At 38.8% G+C, this 22693-nt stretch carries 19 protein-coding genes; 8 read left to right on the forward strand and 11 right to left on the reverse strand.

The genetic code is table 11. From position 1 onward, the window contains the following. Positions 1 to 11: 11 nt before the first annotated feature. The 3 genes from mgtA to P0Y49_04300 all read right to left on the reverse strand — a co-directional run bounded on the left by mgtA (position 12) and on the right by P0Y49_04300 (position 4881). Positions 12 to 2678, reverse strand: coding sequence for a magnesium-translocating P-type ATPase (gene mgtA, locus P0Y49_04290; protein ID WEK20358.1), 2667 nt, complete (start codon positions 2676 to 2678; stop codon positions 12 to 14). A 158-nt stretch (positions 2679 to 2836) separates the two neighbouring features. After that, complete coding sequence (locus P0Y49_04295; GenBank protein ID WEK20359.1) at positions 2837 to 4204, reverse strand: HAMP domain-containing sensor histidine kinase; 1368 nt, start codon at positions 4202 to 4204, stop codon at positions 2837 to 2839. Further along, complete coding sequence (locus tag P0Y49_04300; GenBank protein WEK20360.1) at positions 4201 to 4881, reverse strand: response regulator transcription factor; 681 nt, start codon at positions 4879 to 4881, stop codon at positions 4201 to 4203. The genes P0Y49_04295 and P0Y49_04300 overlap by 4 nt, the downstream gene beginning before the upstream one ends. Positions 4882 to 5010: 129 nt before the next feature. Between P0Y49_04300 and P0Y49_04305 the strand changes: the two genes are divergently transcribed. Next, positions 5011 to 6300 carry a DEAD/DEAH box helicase gene (locus P0Y49_04305; GenBank protein ID WEK20361.1) on the forward strand — a complete coding sequence of 430 codons (1290 nt, stop codon included), beginning with the start codon at positions 5011 to 5013 and terminating at the stop codon, positions 6298 to 6300. 3 nt (positions 6301 to 6303) lie between these two features. Here the strand turns inward: P0Y49_04305 and mazG are convergent, their stop codons facing one another. Genes mazG through mnmD form a run of 4 tightly spaced genes read right to left on the reverse strand, consistent with a single transcriptional unit; the run spans position 6304 to position 9246 of the window. Then, positions 6304 to 7113 carry a nucleoside triphosphate pyrophosphohydrolase gene (gene mazG, locus P0Y49_04310; GenBank protein ID WEK20362.1) on the reverse strand — a complete coding sequence of 270 codons (810 nt, stop codon included), beginning with the start codon at positions 7111 to 7113 and terminating at the stop codon, positions 6304 to 6306. Between the two features lie 9 nt (positions 7114 to 7122). After that, positions 7123 to 7428 carry a hypothetical protein gene (locus P0Y49_04315; protein WEK20363.1) on the reverse strand — a complete coding sequence of 102 codons (306 nt, stop codon included), beginning with the start codon at positions 7426 to 7428 and terminating at the stop codon, positions 7123 to 7125. Between the two features lie 9 nt (positions 7429 to 7437). After that, positions 7438 to 8550, reverse strand: coding sequence for an AI-2E family transporter (locus tag P0Y49_04320; protein WEK20364.1), 1113 nt, complete (start codon positions 8548 to 8550; stop codon positions 7438 to 7440). Between the two features lie 27 nt (positions 8551 to 8577). Then, on the reverse strand, positions 8578 to 9246 hold the full coding sequence (gene mnmD, locus P0Y49_04325; protein WEK20365.1) for a tRNA (5-methylaminomethyl-2-thiouridine)(34)-methyltransferase MnmD: 669 nt from the start codon (positions 9244 to 9246) through the stop codon (positions 8578 to 8580). Positions 9247 to 9301: 55 nt separating this feature from the next. On the opposite strand from mnmD, the gene P0Y49_04330 reads away from it, so the two are divergent. After that, the gene (locus P0Y49_04330) at positions 9302 to 9637 is read left to right on the forward strand and encodes an MmcQ/YjbR family DNA-binding protein (GenBank protein ID WEK20366.1); all 336 of its coding nucleotides are present in this window, start codon (positions 9302 to 9304) and stop codon (positions 9635 to 9637) included. 26 nt (positions 9638 to 9663) lie between these two features. On the opposite strand, the gene P0Y49_04335 is transcribed toward P0Y49_04330, so the two are convergent. Both P0Y49_04335 and P0Y49_04340 read right to left on the reverse strand, forming a co-directional pair. After that, on the reverse strand, positions 9664 to 11700 hold the full coding sequence (locus P0Y49_04335) for a M13 family metallopeptidase (GenBank protein WEK20367.1): 2037 nt from the start codon (positions 11698 to 11700) through the stop codon (positions 9664 to 9666). A 235-nt stretch (positions 11701 to 11935) separates the two neighbouring features. Next, complete coding sequence (locus P0Y49_04340) at positions 11936 to 12808, reverse strand: EamA family transporter (protein ID WEK20368.1); 873 nt, start codon at positions 12806 to 12808, stop codon at positions 11936 to 11938. A 76-nt stretch (positions 12809 to 12884) separates the two neighbouring features. Between P0Y49_04340 and P0Y49_04345 the strand changes: the two genes are divergently transcribed. Then, on the forward strand, positions 12885 to 15047 hold the full coding sequence (locus tag P0Y49_04345) for a DPP IV N-terminal domain-containing protein (GenBank protein WEK20369.1): 2163 nt from the start codon (positions 12885 to 12887) through the stop codon (positions 15045 to 15047). Positions 15048 to 15306: 259 nt separating this feature from the next. Beyond that, on the forward strand, positions 15307 to 17970 hold the full coding sequence (locus tag P0Y49_04350) for a valine--tRNA ligase (protein WEK20370.1): 2664 nt from the start codon (positions 15307 to 15309) through the stop codon (positions 17968 to 17970). Positions 17971 to 18026: 56 nt separating this feature from the next. Here P0Y49_04350 and P0Y49_04355 read toward each other — a convergent pair whose 3' ends face one another. After that, on the reverse strand, positions 18027 to 18488 hold the full coding sequence (locus P0Y49_04355) for a type I restriction enzyme HsdR N-terminal domain-containing protein (GenBank protein WEK20371.1): 462 nt from the start codon (positions 18486 to 18488) through the stop codon (positions 18027 to 18029). Between the two features lie 45 nt (positions 18489 to 18533). Between P0Y49_04355 and holA the strand changes: the two genes are divergently transcribed. Then, positions 18534 to 19559, forward strand: a complete 1026-nt coding sequence (gene holA, locus P0Y49_04360) for a DNA polymerase III subunit delta (GenBank protein ID WEK20372.1) — start codon at positions 18534 to 18536, stop codon at positions 19557 to 19559. Here the strand turns inward: holA and P0Y49_04365 are convergent. Then, the gene (locus tag P0Y49_04365) at positions 19551 to 20648 is read right to left on the reverse strand and encodes an acyltransferase (GenBank protein ID WEK20373.1); all 1098 of its coding nucleotides are present in this window, start codon (positions 20646 to 20648) and stop codon (positions 19551 to 19553) included. The genes holA and P0Y49_04365 overlap by 9 nt on opposite strands. 192 nt (positions 20649 to 20840) lie before the next feature. Here P0Y49_04365 and P0Y49_04370 point away from each other — a divergent pair, with 192 nt between their 5' ends. From P0Y49_04370 to P0Y49_04380, 3 genes are all read left to right on the forward strand, one after another. Next, positions 20841 to 21245, forward strand: coding sequence for an EVE domain-containing protein (locus tag P0Y49_04370; protein ID WEK20374.1), 405 nt, complete (start codon positions 20841 to 20843; stop codon positions 21243 to 21245). Between the two features lie 244 nt (positions 21246 to 21489). Further along, positions 21490 to 22035 (forward strand): exonuclease domain-containing protein, encoded by a 546-nt coding sequence (locus P0Y49_04375; protein ID WEK20375.1) that lies wholly within the window; start codon positions 21490 to 21492, stop codon positions 22033 to 22035. Positions 22036 to 22281: 246 nt separating this feature from the next. Then, positions 22282 to 22638 (forward strand): hypothetical protein, encoded by a 357-nt coding sequence (locus P0Y49_04380; GenBank protein ID WEK20376.1) that lies wholly within the window; start codon positions 22282 to 22284, stop codon positions 22636 to 22638. Positions 22639 to 22693 lie beyond the last annotated feature (55 nt).

Genomic DNA, 22693 nt, shown 5'->3' on the forward strand with positions numbered 1-22693 from the left:
TTTTTATAGGTTTAGAGCCATTGATTAAATCTTTTAATGAACCAGTTTTTAACAGTCTGAGTTAATAAACAGTAACTCAACAAAATTCCTACCAACCATGGAAAATAACTTAAAGGTAATGATTGTAATTTAAGTGTGGCAGCAAAAGGTGAAAAAGGTATTAAGATACCGATTACCATAATCAAACTGGTCAATGCAACAACGGGGGCTGCTGCCCAGCTTTGAATAAATGGTATTTTTCGGGTACGAATCATATGTACAATCAATGTTTGTGATAATAGCCCTTCTATAAACCAACCGGATTGAAACAAACTTTGGTGCTCAGGACTGTTTGCTTTAAAAACAAAGTACATCAGGGCAAAAGTTGCATAATCAAAAATGGAACTGATAGGACCAATAAAAATCATGAATCTGCTGATCCCACGGGCATCCCACTTTTGTGGTTTTTCAATAAACTCTTTATCCATGCTATCCCATGGGATAGAAATTTGTGAAATGTCGTACAATAGATTTTGGATCAAAATCTGAATTGGCAGCATTGGCAAGAAAGGCAACAATGCGCTGGCACCTATCATGCTAAACATGTTTCCGAAATTGCTACTGGCCGTCATTTTTATATATTTAATGATGTTACCAAATGTACGGCGTCCGTAAATAACTCCTTTTCTAAGCACCATCAAGTCTTTTTCCAGTAAAATGATATCGGCATTTTCTTTGGCAATATCTACTGCAGTGTCTACAGAAATGCCCACATCAGCATCTTTTAAGGCTGCAGCATCGTTGATACCATCACCCATAAAGCCTACGGTATGACCTTTTCTTTGGAGTAGTTTAACAACTCTTGATTTTTGAATCGGGCTTAACTTAGCCAGGATGGTCATCTGGTCTATTTGTTCCAATAACTCCTCATCACTTAGTTTTTCCAGTTCAGATCCAAGCACAATATGGTTTACAGGAATACCCACATCTCTGCAGATTTTTTTGGTTACCACCTCATTGTCTCCTGTAAGTACTTTAATGCTTACGCCCAGTTTTTGTAAACTTTCTATTGCAGGTTTTGCAGATGGTTTTGCCGGGTCGAGAAAGCCGATAAAGCCAGTTAAAACCATATTTGATTCATCAGCAACGCCATAATTTAGGGGGCGTTGGTCGTACTCTTTGATGGCAACGAGTAGAACTCTTAAACCTTCTTCATTTAGTTTCCTGGAGGTATTTAGTACAATTTCACGCATTTTAGCATCCATTGCTACTATTTTATCCTGCTCTATATGTAGTTGATGATCTTCTCCTGGTTCAAATGAATGGCTGCAAAGTTCAAGCATTTCCTCTACTGCGCCTTTGCAGATCAACAGGTGTTTCCCATTTTTTTGTTGTAAGATTACACTCATTCTCCTGCGATGAAAATCGAAAGGGATCTCATCGAGTTTTTGATAATCTTCTTCCACTTTTAGGTAGTCGTGTAATTCTATGTGCTCTAAAACAGCTACATCCAATAGATTTTTTAAGCCGGTTTGATGGTAGGAGTTAAGGTATGCCCATTTTAGTACTTCATCGTCCTGATCTCCCCAAACATTGAGGTGTCTTTCCAGTACAATTTTGTCCATGGTTAATGTACCTGTCTTATCAGTACACAGGATGTCCATAGCGCCAATGTTTTGAATGGCGTTTAATCGCTTAACAATTACTTTGGATTTGCTCATGTTTCTGGCTCCTTTAGCCAGATTGGCAGTTACAATCATTGGTAGCATTTCGGGAGTTAAGCCTACGGCTACAGAGATTCCAAAGAGTAAAGCATCCATCCAATCGCCTTTGGTAATGCCATTAATTAAGAAAACCAACGGTACCATAACCAACATAAAGCGGATGAGCAACCAGCTTACTTTGTTCACACCTTTATCAAAACTGGTCTCAGCACGTTTGCCGGTCAGCGTTTTACCTAAGGCTCCAAAATAGGTTTGGCTACCTGTACAAACTACTACCGCCATTGCAGTGCCACTCACCACATTGGTGCCCATAAAGCAAATGTTATCGAGCTCTAATACTCCCTTTTGGTCGGTATCGGTAACTTCGGTATGTTTTTTCTCCACAGGAAAGGATTCGCCGGTTAACATTGCCTGACTGATAAACAAATCTTTAGATTGTAGGATTCTGCAGTCTGCCGGTACCATATCCCCAGCGCTTAACCAGATGATATCACCGGGTACCAATTCGCTGATCGCTATTTCTTTTTTTCCGGATGTTTTGCGCAATACTGTTGCCGTAGTTTTCACCATGCTTTTAAGCTGCTCTGCAGCATTGTTACTGGTAAATTCCTGCCAAAACCTCAGCAGTACACTTAGCAATACCATCACAGCAACAACAATTACTGTTTTATAATCACGGTCTGCCGGATCAGCAAGTACCACATCCATGACAAAAGAAATGATAGCAAGGATAATTAATACGGCAATAAATGGATTAAGAAAGGCTTGAAACAGTTGTATGTACCAGGATGGCGTTTTGTTGTGTTGTATTTCGTTTAAGCCGAATTGTTTTCTTTTGAGGTGGACGATGCGGCCTGTCAACCCTTCTTCATGGCTGTTCAGTAATGTTAAGCATTCCTGAATTTCTTTTTTTGCGACTTGTTGGATCAGTTTCATGATTGCGGCATTTTTCCTAACAGAAAAATGCGTGATCAATCTGCAGGGAGGTTAAAAAAATGTGATTTTGTTGTAATTCGGACCAGAATCCATTGTTTGTTTTTTAATGTGCGGCAAAAGTATACATAAGCATTTCAAACCCAGGTTAGGGCAGGGTTAGAATTTTATTAGAAAATCATTAGAATTGATATGGTAGTTTATAGATGTGGAAGTTCTATTGTGAAAACTGTGCCTTCATTTTGAACCGAAGAAACCCATATTTCACCTCCATGAAGGTCTACAATTTTTTTGCAGAGCGATAGGCCTATGCCGCTTCCATTTGCATATTTGTTATTTTCTCCCCGATAAAAGGGTTTGAATATGCGTGAGATCTCTTCTGTAGAAATACCAATTCCCTTATCCTGAAAACGGATAATGGTTTTATCTGCATGATAGGTAATGGCCACCACGCATTCTTTATCGTTCGAAAATTTGCAACCATTGTCCATTACGTTCATAAAGGCCACGGTAAGCAAATATTCATTTCCTTTAATAGAGATAAAATCATCATCTTCAATTTCTTTTTCAAAGATCAGGTTGATTTTATAGGTTGGATTTTGATGAAGAAGCTGACTTCTTGAGTCCATTAAAACCTCGTCCAGTCGAACTGGCTTAAAACTAATTTCAGAAGGGTGGTAGCTGGCTTTGGCAAAGTCGAGTAAACTATTGCAAAGTCGGGCTAGCTTCTGAGCATCTTCAATAGCATGGCTAATGGCTTCACGATAATCTGCAGGGGCGCGTTCTTTTTGAAGAGATAGTTCTAATTCGGCAAGCATGGTTGCTAAAGGGGTACGCAGCTCGTGAGAAATGCTGGAAACAAATTGCTTTTGAGTATCAAAAGAGTTTTCCAGACGATCGAGCATCTGATTAAAGGTAATGGCAAGTTCTGCGATTTCATCTTTTCCATTGCCTTCATTTACCCTGGAGTCCAGACTTTTGGCATTGATCTCTTCGACCTTACTTACTAAGTCGGATACCGGTTTTAGTGCTTGTTTCGCAAAGAAGCGGCCGGTAATAAATAGTAAAATAATGGTAGACAAAAAGCCTATGAGTAAGGTGTATTTTAAAGTTCTGGAATTATTTAAGCCATAAATATCTTTTGCTGCAGCTGTAATCACATAGTCTTTTCCCTGATGACGAAATAGAAAACCGACCACTTGCAGGTCGGCCTGGTTGAACTTGATTTCTTTGTTTTTAACAATCTCATCAATCATTGCCCTGGTTTCTTTTACTTTATCGACTTTTACGGCATCGTGATAAAGCAGGTTAAATTGCGTATCGTAAATGGCGACTTCTTCAGGGTATAAGTCGCTGGCTGTTCTTTTATAAATGAGCTGAAGTACTTCGGGGGCTATTTTTGCATCGAGCAAGAGGTTGGCCTTAGTGATGGCCATTTTATGCAGTTCTTTATAATACTCATCTTCCCTGTTTTTACTATACGATAAATATACCGTAATGGCAAAAACCAATAGGAGTGTGGCTATAATAGCCGTAAACAGTAAGGTTAATTTATTCCTGATCTTCATTCTGACTTAAATATAAAACCTTGTCCGGGTTTGGTATGGATAAGTTTTGTGGCGAAATCTTTATCAATCTTTTTTCTCAGGTAATTGATGTAAACGTCGATAAAGTTTGTGCCTGTATCAAAATGTGCGTCCCACACTTTTTCGGCAATTTCTGTTCGTGGTAATACCCGTTCGCTATTGCGCATCATGTATTCGAGCAGCTTTAGCTCTTTTGGGGTGAGGCTAATTTCTGTTCCGGAACGGGTCACAGTCTTTGTTTGGTTGTTCAGTTCCAGATCTGCATATTTTAAAATAAAGCCTTGGTTTTTTACGGCTGAGTTATTTCTTTTTAGCAGTGCCCTAATACGGACATGTAGCTCCCTCAACTCAAAAGGTTTTACCAGATAATCATCGGCTCCGGCATCAAAGCCTTCTACTTTATCATCAGTAGTACCTAAGGCGGTAAGCATAATGATCGGGATGAATGGATATACGGAACGGATTTCTTTACACAGATCCAATCCGTTTATTTTGGGCAAAATAATATCTGTAATGATCAGGTCGTACGGTTTTGATAGGGCAAGTTTCCTGCCCATCTCGCCGTCAAAGGCAAGTGTAACCCTAAAGTCTTGTTCTTCAAGTCCTCTTTTAATCAGGTCAGCTACCCTTTGCTCATCCTCTATAACCAATATTTCCATCGTAAACAGATTTTTTACAAATCTAAAATTATAAAGTTAAATAGATTGATTTTCATCTTTTATAGATAGAAGGCCATAGTACATGGTAAAATCCGTAAATTTGCGAATTCATTAATTAATAAAGATACTGTGTCGTTAGATAAATTAAAACTAAGCAAGCCGCTTATCACCGCAATGAATGATGCGGGATACATCTCTGCAAAAGAAATTCAGGCAAAAACAATGTCGCGGATTATTGGTGGGCAGGATATAATAGCTATTGGTCCGGAAGGCTGTGGTAAAACTACGACTTATGTGCTTGGCGTTTTAATGAAGTTAAAATACAGTACCGATGAAGCGCCTAAGGTATTGATTCTGGTACCTGATGGGGAACGTGTAGAAGCTGTAATTAATGAGTTTATGTTATTGAGTAAAAACAGGAACTTACGGATTATCGGCTTATACGGTACAGGAGGGATGGAAGATGATATCAATGACCTTTTAGATGGTATTGATATTGTTGTCGCTACGCCAACAAGGGCGCGTGCCATTTACCTTAAACTGGGCTTAAACCTCAATAGGCTGCAGATTTTTATTGTTGATGATGCCGAAGTGATTGTGAAGCAAGGGATGCAATTGCCTGTGGCCGAATTGGCCAGGAGTGCAGGCAAAGTGCAGCACTTGATATTTACGACAGTGGTACATGATAAACTGAGCTTGATGATTGATCAGTTTATGAATTTCCCAACTACAATTGAGGTAGAGGATTTGGGCGATAGCAAAGCGGAAACGCATGAGCTTTTATTATACCAGCTACCTAATTTTAAGACAAAGATTAACCTGTTGAACCTTTTATTAAGGGATGATGAGGTATTTGATAAAGTAATTGTATTTGTAAATACCCGGTTAACTGCACAAAAGCTAGGTAAAAGCTTGCATTCTGCTAAGCCTGGTGCGGTTTCTGTACTAAATCCTTTGTTTTTTGATGAGGAAGGTTTTGATCATATCGAAGATTTTAAGGATACACCTGAGGCCAGAGTTTTAATTGTAGCCAATGAAGGGACGTCTGATTTTGATCTTTCCGGTATTCATTTTATGTTCCATTTTGAGGTTCCTGAAGAGAAGGAAATATTTTTAAAACGGGTAGTTAAAGAAGACGAGAGAGAGCTGGTTGCCATTACTTTTGCAACTGACCTTGAACTTGCCGAAGTAAGGAAAATTGAACAATCAATGGGTAAAAAGATTGATGTGATGGATTTACCTGAAGATTTGGTGATTGATAAAGCGGTTAAGGCTGCTTCAGGTAAAATCAAGAAAGAAGTTGTTGAAGGCCCTATAGGTGGTGGTGCTTTCCATGAAAAGAAGGAAAGCAATTCAAAGACCCATAATTATGGGATAGGGCAGAAGGCTAAAATGACGATGAAGAAAAAACATGGATAGTGGTTATTTTTTTAACTTGGCTTCATTCCAATAGACATCCATTTCAGCCAAAGTCATATCCTGCAATTCCTTTCCGTTTTCTTTGGCTTTGCTTTCGAGATATTGAAAGCGCTTAATGAATTTTTTATTGGTTTTCTCAAGTGCATTTTCCGGATTTATATTGATAAAGCGGGCATAGTTGATCAAAGAGAACAGTAAATCACCAAATTCATCTTCTGCTTTTTCAATATCAATAGCCGAGTTGTCGACCACATTAAACTCGGCTTTAAACTCCTGCATCTCCTCTTCAACTTTTTCCCAAACCTGAGATTTATCTTCCCAGTCGAATCCAACACCACGTGCTTTTTCCTGTATGCGGCTAGCTTTTACCAAAGATGGAAGACCGGCAGGCACACCGGACAATACAGATTTATTGCCTTCTTTGAGTTTAATTTTTTCCCAGTTGCGTTTTACATCCTGTTCATCCTGAACCTCTACATCGCCATAAATATGTGGGTGGCGGTTAATCAGTTTGTCGCACACGCTGTTTAACACATCTACGATAGTAAAGTCGTTAGTCTCAGCAGCAATGCGTGCATAAAACACCAGGTGCATCATTACATCACCCAATTCTTTTTTAACCTCTTCAAGATCGCCTTCTAAAATCGCATCCGATAGCTCATATGTTTCTTCAATAGTAAGATGTCTCAATGTTTCCATAGTTTGTTTTTTATCCCATGGACATTGCGTACGCAGGGTATCTAAAACATTCAATAATCTAAGGAAAGCTGATGAAGGTTCTGTTGCTGTAACTGGAGGTATATTGTTGGGCATTGTTAAGAATTATTTTATGATGTTAAAGGTAACCATCATTGTGGTTAAAAAAAGAACCAGCAGGCCAAATAAGAATATAAAATCTGCCATCTTTTCTAAATTTTCTAAGCGGTCACTTAGTGTCTTTTCTTTTCGCATAGAAAGGAAGGAAAGAATGGAGCTGATCATAAATAAAACAATGGCTAGTGCCGTAGTTTCATCAATTAATGTACTATCCTGCATTTTTGATACTTTGATGGAGGTAAGCACAATAAAGCACAGTCCAAGTAAGGTAGCTGATGTGTTTAGGATGTGCGGGGATTTGTTCTCTTCCATAACTTTCTACTATTCTTGTTCTTCAAGTTTTATTTTTTTGGTAATACGGTATACCCTTCTTTTCTTTAAGGGTTTTTCTTCGCTTCCTAATAAAATACCCCATGGTTTTAAAGGGTCAACCTTATCAAAAATGATTTTAAGTACTGCAAGGTAGGGGATACATAGAAACATGCCTGATATACCCCATATCATTTCGCCTATTACAATGCCAATAAAGGCAAATAAAGCGTTTATTTTCACTTTAGAACCCACAACTAGGGGCATCAATATATTTCCATCAAGTGCATGAACAGAGACGAAGGCAACTACAATTAAGAAAACCTTACCTGCTCCGGCAGTGGCAAAGGTAATGAGTATGCTAATCAGCAACGCGGTAAAGATTCCCAGGTAGGGGATGACATTAAAAATCCCCGTAATCAGACCGAGTAGAATAGCATATTTTACATTTAATACCAGGAGCAGGAATATCATTAATATAGTAACGATAAACATTTGTAAAAACAGGCCTGTTATGTATCTCTTAATGATATATTGTACTTGTCTTACTATTTCGCCTACCTTTTGTGCATGTTTTTCTTCAAAAACTGAGGTCAGAAAATTAAAAAGTACAGCACGATAGTTAAGGATAAAAAAGGTAAACAAAAGCAGAAAAAAGAGGAATAGAAAAGTAGAGGATACCGTAAGTAATGTAGCTCCAACTACAGAAGCACTTGTTGATAAAGCATTGCTAGCACTATTTTTAAGGTAGTCTATTTGTTTTTGTGTGTTGACATTGAATGTTCTGGAAATCCAAAGCTGTATATCGTGAAAAGCAGTTTCGGCCTGGTGTCTTAATAATGGCCAGTCTTTCCAGAGATCGGTGAGCTGATTGATCAGGAAGTAAAGTATTCCAGAAATGACAGCAATCATCAATACTACAGATACAATGGCTGCAATGCTTCTTTTGAAACGCCATTTTCGCTCCATGTAACCGCATAGCGGCAACAACAACAACGCCAATAAAAAGGAGGTTAGTAAAGGAGCTAACAGCGTTTGCCCCTGAATAGCCAGATAACCCAGGCTAATAATCGAAAATAACACCATTGCTAACTTGGTGTAAAATGGCCGGGAGATGTCTTTCATTTATAGATGGGTTAATAATTAGGTAATTTATCCTTTTGTAGCTCTTAACATTTCCCTTTTTCCGGGAGCACCTTGTAATTTCTCTATCGTAAAGCCAATGCTTTTTAATGCGCGCTTTAGCTTACCGGTAATGGCATAAGTTACAAAAATACCGCCAGATTTGAGAAACTGACAAACATGAGCAATAATTTCATCGGTCCACATTTCGGGCTGATGCTGTACGGAAAAAGCATCGTAATAGATCAAGTCAAATTGTTGATCGGTTTCATATCTATGCAGATAGGTATGTACAATTCTTAATCGCTGATCGGGAAGGATGTTTACGGTTTGCTGTAAGGCTTTGCCGTAATTGTTAACCACTCCATCCCATATCGGTTTTGGTACATAGTTATTGTATCCTGTTGATTCCAGCTCTTCAATTTGTAGCGGAAATGCTTCTAGTGAGGTATAATTAAGCTTTACTTGATTTTCTTCTGCATAAGCTGCACTCAGCAAAAAATTGAGACCTGTACCAAAGCCAACTTCAAGAATATTGATCTCCTGATCAGGGAAGGTAGCAATGGCATGTTTTAATCCGGCATCGATAAATACATGTTTGCTTTCCTGTAAGGCGCCATGTTTAGAGTGGTAATGCTCGCCAATGCTTTCGTTGTATAAGGTGTTGGAACCGTCGGCCGTTAAAGTGATCTTATTCATTACTGCAAACTTAGATAAAATAGTTTTTAACTTTAGTGCTTATTAATTACCTGTTATGGATATAGAATCATTGAGGGACTATTGTCTCGGTTTGCGTGGTGCAACAGAAGGAATGAAATGGGAACACCTCTGTTTTATGATAGAAGAGAAAATTTTTGTACTTGCTTCATTAGAGGATGGACATCTTTGCATGAAATGTGATCCTGAAGATTTTGACGAGCTTACGGCAAGGCATGGCATTCAGCAGGCCCCTCACTTTGCGCGTAGGCAATGGGTTGAACTGGAAAGTCTGGAGGTAATGCCTGACAACGAATTGCAAAAACGTATTGCCGATTCGCGTAAATTGGTTTTAAGTAAATTGTCTAAGAAAATACAGTCGAAGTATGCGTAGCTTCCATAGAAGAGAGGCTGTAGTAATTACCACAGCCAAATTCTCTCTTCCGGTTTTTTATACAATTTATCGCCTGGCTGTACATCAAATGCTTTATACCAGGCATCCATATTTACAGGGGCGCCGATAGTTCTGAATTGACCTGGCGAGTGTGTATCTGTTTTGATCATCTGTGCCGCAGTTTCAGGTAAGATATTTCCCCTCCATACCTGCGCCCATGATAAGAAGAATCGCTGATCAGGGGTAAAACCGTCAATTTTTTCGGTGCTCTGCCCTTGTTTGGTCATCTTAAAAGCTTCATAAGCTGCGTTTAAACCACCCAGGTCACCTATGTTTTCGCCCATGGTGAATTTTCCGTTTACCGGGATGGTATCCAGTACTTTATAACCATCAAACTGCTCCCCAAGCAATTTGGTTTTTGCATTAAATTTGTCGCGGTCTTCCGTAGTCCACCAGTTACGGAGGTTTCCATCTTTATCATACTGACTGCCTGTATCATCAAAGCCGTGTGACATTTCATGTCCGATTACTGCGCCGATACCACCATAATTTACGGCGTCATCTGCATTTGGATCGAAGAAAGGGAATTGTAAAATTCCGGCTGGAAATACAATCTCGTTCATCGTAGAACTGTAATAGGCATTCACTGTAGGAGGGGTCATACCAAAACGGGTGCGGTCTACGGGTTTACCCAGCTGATCAACCATTTCCTTGTAGCCCCAGGCTCCGGCATTGTGGAGGTTTTGCAAGTAAGTAGTCGGGTTGATGACTAATCCATCATATGTTCTCCATTTTGAAGGGTAGCCTATTTTTGGAACAAACGCATGCAGCTTTTCAAGCGCTTTTTGTTTGGTTACATTGCTCATCCAGTCGAGGTTGTTGATCCTGATTTCGAAGGCTTTTCTGAGATTGGCAATTAGTTGATCCATCCTCACCTTAGCATCTGGCTTAAAGTATTTGGCCACATAGAGCTGTCCTAAAAGATCACCAATGGTACCATCTGTTAGTTGCGACATCCTTTGCCAGCGTGGCGTTTGTACTTTTTGGCCTGTCTGTGCCTGGTTAAAGGCAAAAGTAGCATTCACAAATGGGCTGCTTAAATTTGGTGCGGCACTTTTTAAAATGTTCCATTCCAGATAGGTTTTCCATTTAGAGAGCGGTATGCTTTTTAGCATGCCATCCAAGCTTACAAAGAATTTAGGTGTAGACACGAGTACGGTATCCTGCCCGTTTACCAGAAATTTAGTAAACAGCGTAGTCCAGTTAATTCCCGGTGTGGTCTTGCTAAAATCTGATATGGTAAACTTATTATAGGTTTTATAGGGATCGCGCATTTCCAGTTTGGTCATTTGCGCTTCGGCAAATTGCTTTTCTATAGCCATCACTGTTGCTGCTTTTTTAGCAGCTTCTGCAGTATTGCTACCTGTTAATTTAAACAGGGTGGTCATATAGTTGGTGTATGCTTCCCGGATTTTTACACTCCTGCTATCGTCTTTCAGGTAATAATCACGATCGGGTAGCGTAGTGCCTCCCTGTCCAAGCTGTGGCAGGTATTTGTTTACGTTTTTCCTGTCCTGTCCTACACCAAAGCCAAACATTGGCGTCGCAACGCCAGTTGTACGCAGGTAGGCAACATGATTCAATATCTCTTCAATATTTTTGAGTTGTTTAACTTTTTCCAGTTCAGGTTTGATGGGCGTGTAACCCAGTTTTTCGATGCGGAGACTATCCATAGCTGCCTTGTAAAAATCGCCCACACGCTTTTTTAGGGAGCCAGCCGGTGCAGATTGATCTGCCGCAGCTTCTTCTACCAGACCTTTTACTGCATTGATATTGAAATCTCTTAAAGCATTAAAACTGCCCCAGCGGGTTTCTTTTGCCGGAACGGGATTGTTTTTTATCCAGGTGCCACTCGCGTACTGATAAAAATCATCACCAGGTTTTACCGAAAGATCCATGTTTGCAGGGTCTATAAATTTTTGTGTCAATTGTGCATCAGCTGAATAGCTGGCCGCTATAACGCCTAAGACGGCGGCAACAGTTTTTATTGAAGTTAATTTCATAAATAAAAGTTAGTATAGGTGCATATATACACCATTACATAAAAGTAATAAATATGCTCAAATAAGCATTTTGTATAATGAAATTATTACTTATTAAACCAATAGTAAATCTTGGTGAGTCCAAGTTTCCTGAGGATGGTACCGGTGAAAGAAAATACATTTATCGTCTTCATCTCTTCTCGTTTTATATGTATTTAACATATTTTAACAAAAAATATTGTGCGAAGTGTGAAATTTATGCTATTAATTTTTTACGCTGACCGATATACAATCCGGTTATTACCAGGAATGTTCCTACTACTGTGTATAATGTAATGGGTTCATTTAATAGCCACCATGCATAGAAAAAACCAAATAACGGACATAGAAATAACCATAATGAGGCTTTTACTGTATCTATTTTTAGGAGGTAAAACCAGCAGATCAGTCCGATTACGGAAACAGCTAAACTAAGCCACAGTACTGCATAAATAAGGCGACTATCAAACTGTACGGTAGAAAAATCGCTCATGGCAAAGGTAAAAGGGAGTAAAAATAGTCCGCCAAGTGTTACCTGCCAACCATTGATCAAGAGGTTAGGTAGTGTCCACTTAACCTGAGCATAATAAACACTGGCAAAGGAAACTGCAACCATGCTTAGCATCAGGATGATTACGCCAAAGACACTGGTGTTGCTGGTTTTGAGCAGTGGGTAAGTGGCAAGTGCTATACCGGCCATGCCAATAATGATACTGAAAATTTCGGCTTTTTCCGGTTTGCGCCCTATTAACCAGGAGGATAGTAAAACGATGAGTAAGGGGTTGGTAGAAGTGGCCAGACTGCCGATGCCGGCAGCAGTATATTTCATTGCAAACACATACATACCAAGGTATACTGTCGTATTTAAAAAGCCAAAAATGGCAAGTTGCCGCCATTCTTGTGTGCTGGGCAATCTGTATTGCTTATCTCTGCTGATCAGATAACAAAAGCCCAGCAGAACAAATCCTGCAATAAAGAAACGCAGGTTGCCTAGCATTAATGGTGGCGCTGACAGGATACCAAACTTAGTAGCAACAGAAGCGGAGGCCCATAACATGGCAAAGAGGAGACCGGTAAGTATCGTTTTCATTACGACAAAGGTAAGTCAAGATGCAATGTTATTTGCTGCATTTTATATAAGTTTGTCCAAACTAATTTTTATACGAATGAAGAAACTGATTCTGCTGATCCACCTGGTGTCGATTGCTTTTTGTGGCTTTGCCCAAAATAAACAATTGACTATGCAGGATGCGATGATGAATGCCCGGACAACACTTGCACCCGAAAACCTATCTCAAATTCAATTTATTTACGGAACCGAAGATTATGTATATGCTAAGCGTATTGGTAATGCTCCGGTTTGGTTAAGTGGTAATGCGAAGACTAAAGAAGATCAACCATTTCTTACTTTAAGTCTGTTGAACCAAAAATTAAGAACTGCCCAAAAAGATACTTTAAAAATGTTGCCTGTTATTCAATTTAATCAGGGGACAAACTGGATTTTTACACTTAATGGCAGTAAGGTAGCGCTTAACCCTGTTAAAAATACAGTAGAAGTGCTTGTTGATCAGTCTTTAATGAGTAAAACTAATGTTGAGGAAAGTAAAGCGGGCTACGTAGCTTACCTGGACAATTTTAATCTTTTTGTGGCTAAAGGTGCTGACAAAAAGCAGGTGACTACGGATGGCAGTAAGGACATTGTATATGCTTCATCTGTACACAGAGAAGAATTTGGAATCAGTAAAGGAATTTTCTGGAGCAATAGTGGTAAACTGCTTGCTTTTTACAGAATGGACCAGAGTATGGTAACTGATTATCCAATCATCGATTGGACCACAAGACCTGCTCACAATGTGAACATCAAATATCCTATGGCTGGTGATAAAAGTCATCAGGTAACTGTAGGCGTTTACAATGCTGAAACGAGGACTGTAGTTTATTTAAAAACAGGGGAACCTGTTGAGCAGTATTTAACGAATATTGCCTGGAGTCCGGACGATAAATATGTTTATATCGCGGTATTGAATCGTGGTCAAGACCACATGAAGCTAAATCAGTATGATGCGGTGACAGGTGATTTGGTAAAGACTTTGTTTGAAGAAAAAGATGAGAAATATGTGGAGCCATTGGTGCCTGTGTTATTCTTGAAAAACGATCCTTCGAAATTTATCTGGCAAAGTAACAGGGATGGCTGGAACCACTTGTATCTATACAGTTCGACAGGGAAATTGTTAAAACAATTGACTAAAGGCCCCTGGGAAGTATTGGATGTAAAAGGTTTTGATGCTAAAGGAGATCAGTTGTTTTATATGTCGACTGAAGAGTCACCGATTACAAGAAATCTATATGTATTGAATATGAAATCGGGTAAAACCAAGAGAATTACCCAAGGCTTTGCTGTACATAATGCACAGGTAAGTACCTCTGGTAATACTGTAATTGACAGTTATAGCACACCTAATGATCCAAGGGTGATTCAGCTGGTTGAAACGGCTAACTTAAAAACCAAAGTGTTATTAAAAGCTGCAAATCCTTTGGCTGCTTATGCCACTACTAATTCTTCAATATTCACGATTAAGAGCAAATCTGGTGACGACTTGTATATGAATTTATACAAGCCGGAAAATTATGATGCGACAAAAAAATATCCGGTAATTGTTTACTGGTATGGCGGCCCACATGCACAATTGATTACCAATGCATGGAATGCTGGTACAGGTGATTACTGGTCAAGATACCTGGCCCAAAATGGTTATGTGGTACTTACAGTTGATGTAAGAGGTAGCGACAACAGAGGTAAAGCATTTGAGCAGTCGATGTTCCGCCATGCCGGTGGTGTACAGATGGAAGATATGATGAATGCTGTTGATTATCTGAAAAGCCAGCCTTATGTAGATTCAGCTAATATGGGTTTATTTGGCTGGAGCTTTGGCGGTTTCGCCACAACAGATTTCATGTTAACGCATCCTGGAGTTTTTAAAGCCGCAGTAGCAGGTGGTCCGGTAATTAACTGGCAGTTTTATGAGATCATGTATACTGAACGTTATATGGATACGCCACAGGAAAATCCTGAAGGCTATGCAGAAACTTATCTGAGCAATAGAGTTGATCAGTTGAAAGGGAAATTAATGTTAATCCATGGATTGCAGGACCCGGTAGTGGTACAACAACATTCGGTTGATTTTGTGAAGCACGCGGTTGATAAAGGTGTACAGGTTGACTATATGATCTATCCTGGTCATGAGCACAATGTAATGGGCAAAGACAGGGTTCATCTGTATCAGAAAGTAACTGATTATTTTGACCTTTATTTAAAAGGGAAAAAATAACCGTTCTCTTCAACGTCTGCATAATTGCGCTGAAGAAGCGCAAAGACGCCAGGACGTTTCAGAGAAGGTAATTTTTTGGTCACAGGAAGGAAGGGGGTAGTGCAGCAAGTACTGCTCCCTTTTCTTTTTTCAAAAAAAATTCAGTGCTGTGAGCCGACATGCAAAGATTTTGCCCTTCAGCAAAAGATTTGGCAAGGCGAACAGCATCTGTATTTTTTTCCTTATTTTTACGCCTCAAAATCTGATACTTTCAAAAATAATGAGCATTTCTACTAAATACGATCCGGCATCGACAGAAGATAAATGGTATAGTTACTGGCTTTCAAAAAAGTTTTTCCACTCTGAACCAGATGAGCGTGAGCCTTATACAATTGTAATCCCTCCACCAAATGTGACAGGGGTATTGCACATGGGCCACATGCTGAATAATACCATTCAGGATGTATTGATTCGTAAAGCTCGTATGCAGGGAAAAAATGCCTGTTGGGTACCGGGTACCGACCATGCTTCTATTGCTACAGAAGCTAAGGTAGTAGCCATGCTTAAAGAAAGAGGCATCAACAAAGCAGATCTTAGTCGTGAGGAGTTTTTGAAATATGCCTGGGAGTGGAAAGAGAAATACGGTGGTATTATCCTTGATCAGTTAAAAAAGCTAGGGGCAAGTTGCGACTGGGATCGTACACGCTTTACCATGGAGGACGATTTGTCTGATGCGGTTATTGATAGCTTTATCCATTTATATAAAAAAGGATGGATTTACAGGGGGATTCGTATGGTAAACTGGGATCCTGCTGGTAAAACTGCTGTTTCTGATGAAGAAGTTATCCGTAAGGAAGTAAACCAAAAATTATATTACATCAAATACACTGTTTCTGGTGGTGATGATTTTGTGACTATCGCTACTACGCGTCCGGAAACCATTATGGCTGATGCAGCGATCTGTATCAATCCGAATGACGAGCGTTATACACACCTGAAGGGTAAGAAGGTATTTGTTCCTTTGATTAATCGCGAAATTCCGATTATTGAGGATGAGTATGTAACTATGGACTTTGGTACCGGATGTTTAAAAGTTACGCCGGCGCATGATCTTAATGATTATGAGCTAGGTTTAAAACATAAATTACCGGTTATAGATATTTTGAACGACGACGGCACGCTGAATGAGCTTGCTGTTGTTTTGGTAGGTGAAGACCGCTTTATAGCCAGGAAAAAGATTGCCAAATTGCTGGATGAAACCGGTCACTTAGAAAAGGTTGAAGATTATAAATCTCAGGTTGGTTTTTCTGAGCGTACCGATGCTGCTATTGAGCCTAAACTATCCATGCAGTGGTTCTGTAAAATGGACCAGATGGCAAAACCTGCTCTGGAAGATGTGTTGAATGGTGATGTGAAGTTGATTCCGGAGAAGTTTGTGAATACTTACCGTCACTGGATGGAGAATGTTCGCGATTGGAACATTAGCCGTCAGCTTTGGTGGGGCCAGCAAATTCCGGCCTGGTACGATAATCAGGGGAACTGGGTAGTTGCGAAAACCAAAGAAGAGGCTTTGGATGAATTTTTAAAGCTTAGAGATCGTGATGGTTCTTTTACTGCCGAAGAAAGTGCGAGTTGCAAAAAGCAATTGTCGGCTTTCATAAAGCAGGATCCTGATGTTATGGATACCTGGTTTTCATCATGGTTATGGCCAATCTCGGTGTTTGATGGTTTTAAAAATCCTGATAATCCGGATATCAATTATTATTATCCAACGAATGACCTGGTTACTGCACCAGAAATTTTATTCTTCTGGGTAGCGAGAATGATCATGGCAGGACATGAGTTTAGAGGTCAGAAGCCTTTCACTAATGTATATCTAACTGGTATTGTTAGGGATAAACTTGGTCGTAAAATGTCTAAATCACTAGGTAACTCTCCTGATCCAATCGGATTAATTGAAAAATATGGTGCTGATGGTGTTAGGGTAGGGATGTTGTTGTGCTCTCCTGCAGGAAATGATTTGATGTTTGACGAAAGCTACTGTGAGCAGGGGCGTAATTTTGCCAACAAAATCTGGAATGCATTCCGCCTGGTAAAGGGATGGGAGGTAGATGCAAATCTTGAAAACCCAAATCAACAGGCTATATTATGGTTCGAGAACCGTTTTAACGAAGCCCTTGCTGAGATAGAAGATAACTTTAAGCAGTATCGTTTATCAGAAGCCTTGATGGCGACTTATAAATTGGTATGGGATGATTTCTGTGCCTGGTATCTGGAAATGGTTAAGCCTACCTATCAACATCCTGTGGATGCGGAAACTTTAAAAGCGACCATTGGTTTCTTTGAGAAAATATTAACCTTGCTACATCCATTTATGCCTTTCATTACAGAGGAGTTATGGCATGATGAGTTGTTTGGCGAAAAGGGCGAAATGGATTGCTGTATTGTAGCTAGCTATCCTGTAATTGGAAATGCTGATGCTGCTTTACTTAAAGAGGTGGAAGTAATTAAAACCCTGGTTGCCGAGATCAGAAATGTGAGGAATACCAAGCAAATCTCTCCCAAAGAGGCTTTACCTTTAGCTATTAAGGTAAATTCTGCCCTGGACTACGAAAAGTGGTTAAATATCGTTTTCAAATTGGCTAATATCAATCAGGTTGAGTTGGTAAATGATAAGATTCAGGGTGCTGTAAGTTTTATGGTAGGGAATGATGAGTTCTTTATTCATTTAAATGAAGCGATTGATATTGATGCGGAAATAGAACGCTTAAATGCAGAGTTGGATTACTTACAAGGCTTCCTGAAGTCGGTAAATGCGAAGCTGAGTAATGAGCGTTTTGTGCAGAATGCCAAGCCGGAAATTATCCAAAACGAAAGAAATAAACAGGCTGATGCTGAAGGGAAAATAAAGATTATTGAAGAGAGTTTAGCCGCATTAAAATAAGTCATTTGATATTGAATAAAACTTAGCCATTCTGCTTAAAGTATGGCTAAGTTACCTTAAAGCAATTGATATTCCGGCAGTTCTTCAATAAAAGCAAACTGCGAAGCCTGGTGATCTATAATGGCATAGCAATGTTTTAACCCATTGGTTACTACCAGCCATTTTGTTTTATGTACCGAATTGTATCTGGCGGCCTGGTCAAATACAGCTTGTGTGATTTTTACAGCAGGTGCCTTGCATTCAATCACCATAATCCTTTCGCCAAGCGTATTAAAAATCACAATGTCGGTCCGCTTCAGAAGCTTGTTCAGGCTTAGTCCGCCCTCAATTTGAATGAGAGACCTGGGAAATTTTTTGTTAACAATCAGAAACTGGATAAAATGCTGTCTTACCCACTCTTCCGGGGTTAATACCAGGTGTTTTTTTCTTACTTCATCAAATATAAAATGTTGGGTCTCCTTTAGTGTAATTTTAAAAGGATACTCAGGTAAGTTAAGTGGGGTAGGTATAAATGACATTTGTGCAAAAGTAGACAATTTTTTTATCTAAGTTTACACCATTATATGAGTGCTGCAGAGATCATCAAAGACATTAAAGCAAGAAAGTTTAAGCCTGTTTACCTCCTTCATGGTGAAGAGCCTTATTATATAGACCAGATTATTCATTATATGGAAGCGCATATTTTGAATGATATGGAAAAGGGGTTTAATCAAACTGTTCTATATGGAAAGGATACGGATATGGCTACAGTGATGAATGCGGCCAAGCGCTATCCGATGATGTCTGATTACCAGCTGATTATAGTAAAGGAAGCGCAGGATTTAAAATGGGCTAAGGAAACTGAGGGTAGCAGTAAAACTGCTGAATTTGTACTTAGTTATTTTGAAAAGCCGTTGCCAAGTACAATTCTGGTGCTGGGTTATAAATATGCTAATTTTGATAAACGCAAAAAGATCTATAAAGCGATTGATAAGAATGGAGTCGTTTTTCAGTCGGATTTGGTGCGTGATTATAAACTTGCTCAGTGGATAGATGATCTGGTAAAAGAAAAGGGCTATAAGATCGCACCACAAGCATCGGCATTAATGGCTGAATATCTTGGTGCAGATCTTTCTAAAATTGCCAATGAAGTAGAAAAACTACTGTTAAACATCAGTAAAGAAACTATTATTGATACTGATATTGTACAGCGAAATATTGGAATCAGTAAGGAATACAATGTGTTTGAACTGCAAAAAGCACTAGCGGTAAAAAACGTACTGAAGTGCAATCAGATCATCAATTACTTTGCCGATAATCCTAAGGCCAATCCTATGGTGATGGTTATGGCCAATCTGAGTGCTTATTTTACCAAAATATTAAAATATCATTATTTACCCAATAAAGGGGATGCAGCGAAGGAATTGGGTGTAAACCCTTATTTTGTAAAAGATTATGAAACTGCTGCCCGCAGTTTCAGTTTGCCTAAAACCTTCGATATCATTAGTTTGCTTAGGGAGTATGATTTGAAAAGTAAAGGAGTTGACAGCACCGGTAACACCACTGATGGGGAGTTGCTAAAGGAGTTGCTGTTTAAGATGCTACACTAAATTGCTTGCCTTTTTCCTCTTGTTGGTTAAGTAATTTCGAACAGGGATATCATAAAATACCATTACCAAATAAGCAATTCCAGGTAAAAGAATTGTTCCTGTAAGTATAATAAGTGTCAATTGTGGTGTCCCCGGCTTATGACTGGTGTAATAGTTTAAAAACACCCATATTACAGCATAATGTGTCATGTACAATGGATAGGATATTTTTCCAGATAATACACATATTTTTTTCAATCCTTCTGTAAGTTTAGCGCCGGCACCCAGGGCAACAATTAAGGGGGAATAGACCAATACCACCATTGGTTCTGTTAGCCAGTTCCATGAATTATATGGCATAACAAAGGCCAGGAGTAGTAATCCAGATAAGGCAATAAAGCCAAGCCTCGATTTAATGATCCAGTTGAAACGGAAGATGAGCATACCTGCTAAAAATGAATAAGAAATACGGGCCCCGCCGTCCCAGAAGTTTTCTCCAGCCCATCCACCCAATAAACTACCCCCGGCACGGTAGCTTACGTAGCAAAGTGTGCCTGCAGCTACTATAGCAAGTATAAGCAGAACGCGACGATTTAGTCGGCAAAGGATAAAAGCATACAAAATATTGGCTACATATTCCCAGAATAAGGACCAGGCAGGTGCATTTAGGCCAAACAGGTTAAATGAACGCTCTGCAATTACAGGATAAGGAATAAGTAAGATTGAGCATAGGAAAATAAGTACGATTTTTCCGGCACTATATACTTCTGGTGTTCCACCAAAGGGATCAAACAGAAAGGCCAATAAGCCTAATACAGAACCTAAGATAACCAGTGGATGTAGTCTAATGAGTCTGGATTTGAAAAACTCTTTAATACCCATTTTTCCGATCCGATCATCGTAAGCATAAGCTATTACAAATCCCGATAAACAGAAAAAGAAATCTACTGCTAAAAAGCCATGTGCAATGAAGTTTTTGTTGGGGTCATACACCATTTCCATGAAATGGAACAATACAATGGCTAGTGCGGCTACTCCTCTTAACCCGTCAAGAATTTCGAAATGTTGTTTAGTTTTTAAGATTTCCGGAGTTGGTTCATTCGTGTTCATTTACAATTCCCTTTGCTTCATTTTTTCTGCTTCGGCTTTTAGGTTCGAAAGTCTTTCCTTTGAATGCCCTTCTTTTTTATCAAGTATTTTTTGTCTAGCTAATATAAGGAATTAGGTCTTTATAAAAATAGTGAAAGGTAGTTTGAGTTTGTTATTTTTGTGGTAGACAAGTTGAAGTAAAAAGAGAAACAAATGAATCATTGGTTAGTAAAAAGCGAACCCTTTAAATATAGCTGGGAAAAGTTCAATAAAGATGGCCGTACCTTTTGGGATGGCGTGCGCAATTATCAAGCGCGCAACAATCTCAAAGCTATGAAAGAAGGAGATCTGGTATTATTTTATCATAGCAATGAGGGTAAAAATGTTGTAGGTATAGCCAAAGTGGTAAAGGAGTTTTATCAAGACCCAACAACGGATGATGCGAACTGGGTAGTAGTGGATTTAGCTCCTGTAGCATCTCTGAAAAACCCGGTAAGCCTTGAACAGATTAAAGCAGAAGAAAGCCTGAAAGATATTTCGTTAGTTAGACAAGGTCGATTATCTGTAATGCCATTAAAAGCTGAAGAGTTTGATAAGATTTTAGAAATGGGAAGCTGATTGCCATAGCAGATTTATACCCTCATGGCTGCCACTTCTGAATGGTCTTTAATGTATTTATCTGCTTTTAGATCAATGAATTCTTTCGAATTAGATTTTATTCGCTCTGGTATGTAGCCCCAAAAATAAATCAGTAGAAATAATTAAATAACTAGCTTGTAAAATACGCTAGAACAACCTTTATATTTCCAAACACATTGGCTTCAATGATCATTGTATGAAATGTCCTAAAACAAATTGAAATATGGCAAAAACATTAGACAAAATATTAGTTGTTGACTTAGAAGCTACATGTTGGCAAGGTCCGAATCCTTCTGATATGGAAAATGACATCATTGAGATTGGAGTTTGTCTACTTGATGTAAATACAGGTGAAATCTCTATGAACAGAGGGATTTTGGTCAAACCAGAACGTTCTGTAATTAGCTCATTTTGCACTGAACTTACTACTATTACTTCTGAAATGATAGAAAATGAAGGCATCAGTTTTAAAGAAGCATGTCGCATTTTAAAGAAAGAGTATTTATCCCAAAGTAGAGCCTGGGCCAGTTTTGGTGCTTATGATTTAAAGCAGTTTCAACGTCAATGTAATGAACTCGGAATTGGATATCCTTTTGGGCCTTCTCATATTAATGTTAAAACTTTGTTTGCATTGAAAAAGAAATTAGGGCATGAACAGGGAATGGCTGGTGCATTAGGCATATTAGAAATTCCATTAGAAGGAACTCATCATAGAGGAGTTGATGACGCAAAAAATATAGCTAAAATCTTAAACTGGATTTTGCAATAATAAAATAACAGATACTAACTAGAAGATATACCCGGAATCTCTCCTTGTTTTAAGGATGAATGGGATAGAAAAATATAATCGAAAATATATCATTAGCTTATTCAAATAAAGTTTACACAGGTGTCGGCAATAAGTACCATGACCTAATGAGTAATGGTGGTATATGCGAAATTTATGTTAATGGAAACGTACAATCATTTAACAGTTCTACTGAATAAAAACAGCGTTTCCCATAAAATAGTATATATGAGTGTAATACAAAATTATAAAATTAACTTCTTCAAGCGGGACATACTCAACCGAATTTATTTTGGTATGAATTCAAGTAGTAACTTATTAGATCAGTTTATAACTGATGATCAAAAAATTGAAGATGTAATTGAGACATTGGAAGCTTTAATTGCTCTAAAGAATGGCGAAATAAGTAAAATGGACTATTCTTCTCAATCTCTAGTAACTATAGTAGCAAATGCAAATAACGCTGCAATTTATGATCGTCCAGATTATACTTCGAACTCACCCCAATTCTCGATTTCAACACAAGATTTAATAATTATTGTCGAAGCTTGGAAAGATTACATCGTGAAAAATTATGAGAAATAGAATAAATTCCTAATCAATACATAAAATAAAGATGTAATACTTAGAAAAGATGAGA

This window comes from Candidatus Pedobacter colombiensis (assembly GCA_029202485.1).
GTDB classification, from domain to species: domain Bacteria; phylum Bacteroidota; class Bacteroidia; order Sphingobacteriales; family Sphingobacteriaceae; genus Pedobacter; species Pedobacter colombiensis.